This window comes from Hyalangium sp. (genome assembly GCF_045802625.1).
Taxonomy (GTDB): Bacteria; Myxococcota; Myxococcia; order Myxococcales; family Myxococcaceae; genus Hyalangium.
Genome location: NZ_JBJMQP010000173.1, coordinates 19128 through 28939 on the forward strand (window position 1 = coordinate 19128; position 9812 = coordinate 28939).

At 67.0% G+C, this 9812-nt stretch carries 8 protein-coding genes and 1 pseudogene; 5 read left to right on the top strand and 4 right to left on the bottom strand.

What is annotated here, in order from left to right:
- Positions 1 to 374: 374 nt before the first annotated feature.
- The gene (locus tag ACJ8AT_RS30475) at positions 375 to 803 is read right to left on the bottom strand and encodes a hypothetical protein (protein WP_407741448.1); all 429 of its coding nucleotides are present in this window, start codon (positions 801 to 803) and stop codon (positions 375 to 377) included.
- 368 nt (positions 804 to 1171) lie between these two features.
- Here ACJ8AT_RS30475 and ACJ8AT_RS30480 point away from each other — a divergent pair, with 368 nt between their 5' ends.
- A complete protein-coding gene (locus ACJ8AT_RS30480; RefSeq protein WP_407741449.1) occupies positions 1172 to 2380 on the top strand; it encodes a carbohydrate-binding family 9-like protein in 1209 nt (402 codons plus the stop codon).
- 18 nt (positions 2381 to 2398) lie between these two features.
- Here the strand turns inward: ACJ8AT_RS30480 and ACJ8AT_RS30485 are convergent, their stop codons facing one another.
- On the bottom strand, positions 2399 to 2653 hold the full coding sequence (locus ACJ8AT_RS30485; RefSeq protein ID WP_407741450.1) for a hypothetical protein: 255 nt from the start codon (positions 2651 to 2653) through the stop codon (positions 2399 to 2401).
- A 4-nt stretch (positions 2654 to 2657) separates the two neighbouring features.
- Positions 2658 to 4976 carry a DNA internalization-related competence protein ComEC/Rec2 gene (locus tag ACJ8AT_RS30490; RefSeq protein WP_407741451.1) on the bottom strand — a complete coding sequence of 773 codons (2319 nt, stop codon included), beginning with the start codon at positions 4974 to 4976 and terminating at the stop codon, positions 2658 to 2660.
- Between the two features lie 346 nt (positions 4977 to 5322).
- Here ACJ8AT_RS30490 and ACJ8AT_RS30495 point away from each other — a divergent pair, with 346 nt between their 5' ends.
- On the top strand, positions 5323 to 5820 hold the full coding sequence (locus ACJ8AT_RS30495; RefSeq protein ID WP_044193521.1) for a CarD family transcriptional regulator: 498 nt from the start codon (positions 5323 to 5325) through the stop codon (positions 5818 to 5820).
- Between the two features lie 63 nt (positions 5821 to 5883).
- On the top strand, positions 5884 to 6582 hold the full coding sequence (locus ACJ8AT_RS30500; RefSeq protein ID WP_407741452.1) for a hypothetical protein: 699 nt from the start codon (positions 5884 to 5886) through the stop codon (positions 6580 to 6582).
- On the opposite strand, the gene ACJ8AT_RS30505 is transcribed toward ACJ8AT_RS30500, so the two are convergent.
- Positions 6518 to 7927: an FHA domain-containing protein gene (locus ACJ8AT_RS30505; protein WP_407741453.1), complete on the bottom strand. Its 1410-nt coding sequence runs from the start codon at positions 7925 to 7927 to the stop codon at positions 6518 to 6520. The genes ACJ8AT_RS30500 and ACJ8AT_RS30505 overlap by 65 nt on opposite strands.
- 127 nt (positions 7928 to 8054) lie before the next feature.
- On the opposite strand from ACJ8AT_RS30505, the gene cysS reads away from it, so the two are divergent.
- Positions 8055 to 9551: a cysteine--tRNA ligase gene (cysS, locus tag ACJ8AT_RS30510; protein ID WP_407741454.1), complete on the top strand. Its 1497-nt coding sequence runs from the start codon at positions 8055 to 8057 to the stop codon at positions 9549 to 9551.
- A 69-nt stretch (positions 9552 to 9620) separates the two neighbouring features.
- Positions 9621 to 9812 (top strand): annotated as a pseudogene (locus ACJ8AT_RS30515) (peptidase M28); the annotation flags it as partial.

A 9812-nucleotide genomic window follows, 5' to 3' on the forward strand; every position in this document is an offset into this window, starting at 1 on the left:
ACCGCAGAAATCCAGGTCTTCGTCAATGCGGACAAAGATGATGTTTCCCTGACGAGTGACTCGATACCGGTGTGCCTCACGCCTGTATAAACAGGGCTGGTCCTTGGTGCTATGCGGGAAGCGGTCATTGGCAGCGATCATGATGGCCTGAAGCGTCGGACCGTCCAACTCATACAACTCCCCTCCCGCGCCAACCTCAAGCGGAGATCGATCAAAGAACTGTGGGAAGGCAACCGTCTTATCGTTCTCGATTGGCACCGAGGGTGGGGATGGAGGCCGCACACAGCCAGCGAGCATGACAGCAAGCCCAACGGGTAGGTTTCTTATCCGCATGGCGCATCCCTCAATCAATACAAGTTCCGGTAGGAATCAGTTTAATTCCAATCGATCTGGAATTGTGTTTCATTGAGCCAGGTAACAGTGCCGGCTTTCTCCTGGAGCCATTGGCCTTGCTCAGCATGCGTCCACTTCACCACTTCCGTTCTTCTTCCCAGGCTGTACTCAAAGAAGCCATCGCATGAGGCAGAGATGGGGTTATGGGAATTCGAGAAGAATGCCACAATCCCAAGCGGGACCTTTCCCTCCTTCGTCTCTGCAAATGCACCATGAATTCTTGCCGCCTTGACAATGCCTGCAATGTCCAGTTTGGAGATGTTGGTGGGGAATTCAGGGTGGTTGTGGACAAGGTATACATATTTGAGGCTGCGCGGCGGATACCGCTTGTCGTCTACGAATGGAGGCAGTCTGCAACGTCGCTCGCCCTGGTTGTCCGGTGGAATCGTTTCGGTGCTCTCCACCAGCATGCTCATCTCATACTTGTCATCTGGAGTGTAGTACACCCAGGCACAGTATTCAGTTGAGACTTGCCAGTACACGCCAAAACTTGTGCCATCCTTGCGGCCAGCGGTTGCGCCTCGTTGTGAGAGAAGCAGAGGGCATGCAGCGAGTAGCGCGTCCCTGCGGGAGTCGAACGGCCCAAAGTGTGGCATTGGGCCTGCGAAACTCATTGGGATCTTCTCGGGGTCAAAGCGCAACACGCCTTCTGGTGGAGGGACAGGTTTGGCTGGAGCGCAACTCGAAGCGATGAGCACGAGTATATACTGTCGGAGTCGCTTTCGATGGAACATAAGAATATTCTATCAGCTCGCTCAATTGGGCTTCTACCCCTTCAATGCGCTCCTTGCCCCTGTCGGTTCTTCCCTTGCTGACGCTGACCCTGATGCTCGCGGCTTGCCGGGACGAGCAGGCCGGCCCGCGCCCGCGCACCCAGAAGCTGCCCCCCGCCGAGCAGACGCAGCTGCACACCCTGGACGCCGCGCCGCCAGAGCTCACGTTCCGCAGCGGGGCCACCTTCGGAGGCGGTGCGGTGGTCTATCTGGGCTCCCGAGTCACTCCCGCCCAGGCGGCTTCCGGCCAGCCGGTGACGCTCTCGCACTACTTCCAGGCGCTGCGCCCGCCTCCGCAGGACTTCAAGTTCTTCGTCCACATCATCGATCCGGCCAGCGGGCAGCTCCTGATGAACGCCGACCACGACTTCCAGAATGGCCTGGCTCCGCTGGCCATGTGGCCCGTGGGCAAGGTGCTCGAGGACACGCACACCATTCCCATGCCTGGGAGCCCCGCGCGGGTGGTGCTCGGCTTCTGGCGAGGCGACGAGCGGCTCCCGGTGGATGATCCACGCGCCCACGATGGCTCGAACCGCATGCTGGGGCCCACGCTCGGCTCGGAGCCCGAGCTGCCCGAGTACAAGGTCCACCGCGCGAAGAAGCCGCCCGTGATTGACGGATCCCTGGAGGACGAGGCGTGGAAGGACGCCACGCCAGTGGTGCTGCACGGCAGCCTCGACGGCCGGCCCGTGGCCCTGCGCACCGAGGCCCGGTTGCTCTACGACGACGCGAACCTCTACGTCTCCTTCGACGCGGAGGATCCGGACGTCTGGGGCGCGCTGCTCAAGCGGGATGATCCCATCTACAACGAGGACGTGGTGGAGATCTTCCTCGACGCCAACGCGGACGGGAAGACATACAACGAGTTGGAGGTCTCCCCGCACAACGTCATCTTCGACGCCTACTTCCCCGCGCGGCGGCAGGGGATGGACACGAGCTGGGACTCGGGGATGAAGACGGCGGTGAAGGTGCACGGGACGATCGACAACCCCGCCGATCGCGACGAGCGCTGGACGGTGGAGCTGCAGATCCCCATCGCGCGGCTGGCCGAGGTGCCGAACATTCCGCCGAAGAAGGGCGACCGGTGGCGCTTCAACCTGTACCGGCTGGATCACCTCGAGCGGCACAAGGTGGTGGAGGGCCAGGCCTTCTCGCCCACCTTCGTGCCGGACTTCCACGCCCTGCCGCGCTTTGGCTGGCTCACCTTCGACTAGCCCGCAGCAAGCCGGCCGCTACGCGTGCGGGGTGATCTCCCACGGAGCGTCCGCGACGGAGCGTTCGGCGGGGTCGCCCAGGAAGCGGAGGAAGCCGCGAGCCTCCAGGGTGTCGACGAGCTCCTCGGCCTCCAGTGCGGAGAACCCCTTCGTCTCCACGAGCCAGTCGCGCATGAGCGACTTGCCGCGCAGGTAGCCGACTGCCTCGCCATGTCCAAGTGCGGACTTGAGGTCCGCGGTGAGCTGCCTCAGGTCGAGATCGTCCGAGATCATCCCCTCAAGGCTGGGGACGGTGGGCGACAGGGGCAACGGTGGAGCCGGGCTGCATCTCCTCGCGCGGCAGGTAGCCGTGCAGGCGGACATCCCTCCCATCGCTCTCGAGGGTGACTGCACCGTCCACATCCGTACGGAAGCACTCGGTGCCGAGGGCGCGGTAGCGCTCGATGATCTCCGGGTGGGGGAAGCCGAACCGGTTGCGGCGCCCCACGCAGAAGACGACGAACCGGGGGCGGGTCTTGGCCAGGAAGGGCTCGGTGGAGGACGTTCGAGAGCCGTGGTGGGGCGCCTTGAGCACCGTGACGGGACCCAGGCGATCGAGCATCACCTCCTCCCCGGCCTCCTCGACATCTCCGGCCAGCAGCACGGTCACATCGCCGTGGCGCACGAGGACCACCACGCTGCGATCATTCACGCCTTCGAGCAGCTCGCGATCCTCGGGGAGGGGTGGCGCGAGCACCTGCAGGGTGGCCTCGCCGAGCGTGAACGAAGGCCAGCCCACCTGGACCTCCTCGACCTTCGCGCCCGCCGCGGCGGCGATCAGCTTCCGGGACAAGTCACCATCCGTACTGCCCGCGGGCAGCCACAGCCGCTCGGTGTGTACCTGCGCCAGCGTGGAGATCATCCCCAGCGCATGATCTGGATGGGGATGGGAGAGCACGGCGAGATCAAACCGATTGATGTGCTCGTGATCGAGGAAGGGAAGGACGAAGCGGGTGCCGGTGTCGCCGCCTCCAGGCACACCGCCACCGTCCACGAGCGCGTAGTGCCCGCGTGAGCTGAGGACCGCCGAGTCTCCCTGGCCCACGGAGAGGAACGTGATGCGCAGGGGAGGCTGGGGCGCGAGCACTGGCGCCAGGAGGGCAATCGTCAAGGCCGCGGGCGAGAGCAGCACTCCGAAGCGCCAGCGTCCCACCCCCAGCGCCCAGGCCGCGAGCCCGGCGGCGTACATGGCCGTGAGCCCCGCGCCGAACGTGGGCAGCTTCACGGTGGCGAACGGCACCGCGGCGAAGAAGCGGGTGAGGATCAGCAACAGCTCCGAGACCCAGGCGCCACCCCACAGCACGGGAGTGGCCAGCCACGGTGAGACGGTGAAGATCGCCGCGCCGCCAGCGGCGAACCCCGTGAGCAGCCCGCACAGGGGCATGCAGACGATGTTGGAGACGAGCCCCGCGAGGCTGGCGCGGCCAAAAGCGCTGGCCACGAGGGGCACGCTGGCCAGCGTGGCCGAGGCGCTCGCGCAGAAGGTCTCGAGGATGGTCTCCCGAGTCTGTCCCAGCCATCGCCTCACCCGCCGCTCCTCTTTCGGATCTGGCGGCTCGATGGGGATGGCCCCTCGCAGTGCGGGCGTGAGCAGCAGCAAGCTCAGCACCGCCAGGAAGGAGAGCTGCAGCGACAGATCCACGACACTGGAAGGAGTCCAGATGACGAGCACGATCGCCGCGGCGGCCAGGCTGTTGAGCCCATCCGATCGCCGCCACAGCGCGAGCCCCAGCAGCACCACCGAGGCCATCACCGCCGAGCGCACCGCCGGAGGCTGGTTGCCCGTGAAGACGACGTAGGCCCAGACAAAGGGCACGGAAGCAGGCGCCGCCAGCCGGCGCGCCTCCAACCCTCGGAAGCGCCCGCCCAGCCGGACCAGCACCTTGCGCAGCAGCGCCAGCGTCATCAGCGCCAGCGCCGCCACATGCAGCCCGCTCACGCTCAGCACATGGGCCAGCCCGCTGCGAGAGAATGCCTCCTCCAGCGAGTCATCGAGCGCGGCGCGCTGCCCCGCGGCGAGCGTGAGGAAGAACGCCGCCGCATCCTCGGAGGGCGCCAGGCGCCGCACCGCCACCGACAGCCCATCCTGGGTGCGCGCCACATACTGTCGCCACGCGGGAGCCGCCGACAGCACCAGGAGCCGCCCCGCCACGGCGCTGCCGGAGAACGCGACTGCCTGGCGCTGCCGGACCGCCGTGAAGTTCTTCTCGCCCGGGTTGCTGGGAGGCTCCAGCGGTTGGAGCTTCGCCTCCACCCGGACACGTTGCCCCGGCAGCAGCGAGGGTGTGCCACCATGGAGGTAGAGGCTCGCGCGGAAGTGGGCCGGCACCGCGGAGGAGGCCTCCACTCCCGCCCGGGCCACGGCCAGCAGGACGCGCGTGGAATCCTCGAAAGGGTCCACGCGCTCGAGCTCCCCCTCGAGCACCGCGGCTCCGCCCTCGGCCAGCTCCTCGGGCACTTCCACCCGAGACTCGAACCCCGCCAACCCCAGGCCCGTGAGCCCCAGCGCGAGCAGCAGCGCCAGGTGCGCACCAGGCAGCCGAGCGAGCGCAAGCACGGCCGTACTCAGGAGAGCCGCGAGGATCAGGAATTTCCCGCTGAGAGGGCTCGTTCCCTCGGCGTGCGCAGCCGCGCCGAGCAGTACCGCTAATGCAGGAAAGAAAAGCGGGCGCGCCCCAAGGTCGCGCCACAGAAAACGATCCACACCCCACCTCGCCCGTCCTATCACCGGCACCCCACCCACAGAGAAGGGCGGGGCGCATGAAATCCGACACGGTAGTTCGAGCGTTTTGAGGCGGTCAAGATCTCCGGAGCAGTTCTGTTGCCGGAATATGTGGTTTGTGGTAGTAGTGCCGAGCTTCCGTCGTAGGCCGGAGCCGGATCATTCAAGGAGGCGGTAACGAGTGCAGACCAGCTTCAAGACTGGTGACAAGGCGGTTTACCCGGGGCAGGGCGTGGGAGAGGTGATGGGCATCGAGCACACCGAGGTTGCCGGGCAGCGCCAGTCGTTCTACGTGCTGCGCATCCTGGAGAACGGGATGCGGATCATGATCCCGATCAACAAGGTCGGATCGGTGGGCCTCCGCGAGATCATCAGCGAGGAGGACGTCAAGCAGGTCTACTCCATCCTCAAGGAGAAGGACATCTCGGTCGACTCGACGACCTGGAACCGCCGCTATCGCGAGTACATGGAGAAGATCAAGACGGGCTCCGTCTTCGAGATCGCCGAGGTGCTGCGCGATCTCTACCTCCTGAAGGGCGACAAGGATCTCTCCTTTGGTGAGCGCAAGATGCTGGACACGGCGCGCTCGCTGCTGATCAAGGAGCTGTCGCTGGCCAAGGACTGCTCCGAGGAAGAGATCGAGTCGGACCTGAAGAAGATCTTCAACATCACCGCCTAGCACTGGCTGCGCCGCTGGCGCATGCTCGGCCCCGGGCTCCCCAGAGGAACCCGGGGCTTTTTCATGTCCGAAGAACAGCTCGTCCGGGAGGAGCGGGAGCGGCGCATCGCCGAGCTGGAGTCCCGGCTGGCGCGGCGGCCGCGCAGCCCGCTGAGGGCGCCGGTGTCGCTGGTGGCCATCGGGGTGGCGGCGGCGCTGCTGGTGATGCAGTGGCGCGAGGTGCGGTACTTCTTCTCGCCTCGGGAGCCGCTGTCGCTGGGCGCGGAGGGGGACTACCGCTACCCGGAGCTGGTCTCCAATCGCTACGTCCAGCTGCATGGCCTCCCGACGGCCTCTGGCGCCTATGAGCGGGAAGGGGAGGCGGTGTTCGTCCTGGTGGGGCTGAGGGAGACGCCCTTCGTGGTGCGCCGCCCGGCGTTGCCGGGGGAGGAGTGGGCCCCGGGCCGCAAGCCTCCGCAGCCGAACCAGCGGCCCTTCGCGGTGAGGGGGCGGCTGCTCGCCGAGGAGGACGCGTCACGCTACCGCGATGCCTTCGAGCTCCTGCGCTCGAAGGGCGAGGTGCAGCCGCTTCAGGGACGGTTGTGGATCGTGATCGAGGGACAGCGGCCGGGAGAGGACTTCGGGCGGCTGGCGGTGGCGCTGCTGCTGGTGTTCATCATCGCCATCAACGGCTGGTTCCTGGCCCGTGGGGTGAGCGCTACTTCTTTCCGCCGAGCTGCTGCAGCTCCGACTTCGCCACGGCGTTGGACGGGTCGTACTTGAGCGCCATCTCGAAGGACTCGCGGGCCGCGTCCCGGGTGCCCGTCTTCGCCTGCTGCTGTCCGGTCTGCGTGTAGAGCTTCCCGAGCTGCTTGCGCAGGTTGCGGCCCTGGACACTCCAGCCCTGCGACAGCTCCTGATCCACCATGACGGCGATGGCGAAGTGCTGGATCGCCCCGGCGGTATCCTGGGCCTTCAAGGCCTGCTCACCCGCCGACTGCTCGCTCTGGAACTGGGCGATCTTCGTGGCTGTCGGCTCAACCCGCCCCTCGCGCGCCAGGCTCAACGCGCCGTCCACGTCTCCCTTCTCGTAGCGGCTGCGGACGTCGGCGGGGTCTACGGCGGCCACAGGAGCCTTCTCGGCGGCGCGCGGAGCTTCGCTCTCGGGCTCTTGCAACTGGGGGGAGCCCTTGGCGCTCTTGGCGCTCAACTTGCGCGACGCGATGGCCTTCGCCTTCAGGGTGCTGGCTCGTGGGCCTGAGGACTTGTGCCCCGAGGGCGTGGCCTCCTCCGCCTTGGGCTGGAGGGGCTTGAGGGCGCGAGGAGACTCCTCTTCCGCCTCCGCCGCGGGCTTGTGCTCCTCTTCCGAGGCCGGAGGCGGCGGGACATAGGCCTCCTCCGCCTTCTGCTCGGGAGTCTTCGTGGCGGGCGGGGCGCTCTGAGCGCCTGTGGGTGCCGCTGGGCGCGGCGAGCTCGAGAACTTCAAGAAGGCCACGGTCAGCAGGGCCGCCACGGCCGAGCCCACCGCCGCGGCCACGAGCACCACGCGCGTGAGGCTCGGGCCCTTCCGGGCAGGCGCTCGGACGGGGACCTCCACCTGGGGCACCTTGTCCGAGGAGACTCCCGGGCCCCTCAGCTTCAGCACCGCGTTGCCCAGGGCGATCTCGTCACCCACCTGGATCTCCTGATCCGAGGTGACCTTCAGCCGGTTGACGAAGGTGAAGTTCTGGCTGCCCAGATCGCGCAGGACGAAGCGCTCGGCCTGGCGCATGAGCTGCGCGTGGCGGCGGCTGATGGACGGGTGCTGGAGCCGCAAGTCACACGCGGACGCCCGGCCAATCACGAGCGGCCCCTGCTTCACCGGGATGAGCTGTCCGGCCCCGGGGCCCTTCTCCACATAGAGGAACACGGGCGCGTAGCCCGGATCCGAGTACTCGTTCGGATCGAACCGCGTGGCCAGCTCGCGATCCTTGGTGCCGTCGCGCGGGCCTCGGGGGCTGCGGGCGTTGCGGCGCGGTCCGGCGGGGTACTGCGGAACTCGCTGCGGACGGGGATCATCCTCCTGCAGCGGCGCCACCTCGTCGTCGTCGAAGGGCAGCTCCACGTCCTCCTTCTTGGACGCCGCCACGCCCGGGGGGCGGGGAGGGCGCGGCGGGCGTTTGGGGTTGGAGGGAGCCATACCTGACACCATTGTCCCAGAAAGGTGGCTGACTCTGCCACATTCAGGTGCTTAGAGTGGATCCGTCCGTTGACTGATGGGAGGAACACCCGCCGTGGCTCAGCCGTCGATCATGCTCTTCAACACGCTGACGATGCAGAAGGAACCGCTGGTTCCACTCGAGCCAGGGGCCGTTCGCATCTACGTCTGCGGCCCCACCGTCTATAGCTATATTCATGTAGGCAATGCTCGCACTTTCACCTCCTTCGATGTGGTGGTGAGGTACCTGCGATACCGGGGCTACCGGGTGACGTACGTCCGCAACTACACGGATGTGGACGACAAGATCATCAAGGCGGCGCACGAGACGGGCGAGGAGCCGGTGGCGCTGGCCGCGCGCTTCGTGGAGGCGTTCCGGGAGGATGCTCGGGCGCTGCACATGAAGGAGCCGGACGTCTCGCCGAAGGTGAGCGAGCACCTGGCGGAGATCCTCCGCATCATCGAGAAGCTGGTGGAGAAGGGCGTGGCGTACGAGTCCCAGGGGGACGTGTACTTCGCGGTGAGCCGCTATCCCGAGTACGCCAAGCTGTCCAAGCGCAACCTGGACGACTTGCGCGCGGGCGAGCGCGTGCAGCCGGGCGAGCAGAAGCACGAGCCGCTGGACTTCGCGCTCTGGAAGGCGGCCAAGCCGGGCGAGCCGGCGTGGGACAGCCCGTGGGGCAAGGGGCGGCCGGGCTGGCACATCGAGTGCTCGGCGATGAGCGCGCGCTACCTGGGCGAGTCGTTCGACATCCATGGGGGCGCGCTGGATCTGATCTTCCCGCACCACGAGAACGAGATCGCCCAGAGCGAGGCGGCCAGCGGCAAGCCGTTCTCGAAGTACTGGATGCACTGCGGCTTCCTGGACATGGAAGGCGCGAAGATGTCCAAGTCGCTGGGCAACGTGGTGCGGCTGCGCGACGCGCTGGCGAAGGTGGACGCCGAGGCGCTGCGCTTCTTCTTCCTGTCCACGCACTACCGGCACCCGCTGGGCTTCTCGGACAAGGCGATCGCGGACGCCGAGCAGCGCATGGAGTACTTCTACGAGACGCTGCGCAAGGTGAGCGAGCGCGTGGAGGGCAAGGACTTCGGCAAGGGGCCGGTGCATGGCGAGCCGGAGCGCTTCCTGCGCGAGTTCGAGGCGGCGATGGACGACGACTTCAACTTCGCCGGAGCGCTGGGAGGGCTGTCGGGCCTGTTTACGTTGATGAACGAGCTGGTGGACAAGCCGCCGGTGAAGGACAAGGCCCTGATGGGGCGCACGCTCCAGGCGCTGCTGGACGTGGTGCGCAAGGTGTCCGGCGTGCTGGGGCTGTTCGAGGATGAGCCGGGGCAGTGGCTCCTGCGCCGGCGAGAGCGGGCCGTGCGCGAGCGCGGCATCGACGTGGCGGAGGTGGAGCGGCTCATCGCCCAGCGCAACGAGGCGCGCAAGGCGAAGAACTTCGCCGAGGCGGACCGGCTGCGCACGGAGCTGAAGACGAAGGGCGTGGAGATCATGGACACGGCAGGCGGCACCACGTGGAAGGTGGCGCCGCCGGCCACCGAGCCGGCATGACCGGGCAGGGGACCCACCTCGCGGCCGCTTCCTCGGGCCACGATTGGGCCTGCTGAGGAGCGGAGCTTCATGTTAGGGCTCTGCCTCATGAAGCGCCTGCTGGCCCTGCTCTTCATCTCTACCGCTCTGCCCGTCCTCGCGCAGGGCGTGCCGCTCACCACTCCCGCGGAGAAGGCCGCTTCACAGGCGATCGACGCCAACCTTCTGCGCGGCCACGTGCGCTTCCTCGCGCATGATCTGCTCGAGGGGCGCGGGCCCGGC

Coding starts and splice junctions, on each gene's coding strand:
- ACJ8AT_RS30475 (WP_407741448.1), bottom strand. CDS start 803: ATGCTGGTGGAGAGCACCGAAACGATTCCACCGGACAACCAGGGCGAG.
- ACJ8AT_RS30480 (WP_407741449.1), top strand. CDS start 1,172: ATGCGCTCCTTGCCCCTGTCGGTTCTTCCCTTGCTGACGCTGACCCTG.
- ACJ8AT_RS30485 (WP_407741450.1), bottom strand. CDS start 2,653: ATGATCTCGGACGATCTCGACCTGAGGCAGCTCACCGCGGACCTCAAG.
- ACJ8AT_RS30500 (WP_407741452.1), top strand. CDS start 5,884: ATGTCCGAAGAACAGCTCGTCCGGGAGGAGCGGGAGCGGCGCATCGCC.
- cysS (WP_407741454.1), top strand. CDS start 8,055: ATGGGAGGAACACCCGCCGTGGCTCAGCCGTCGATCATGCTCTTCAAC.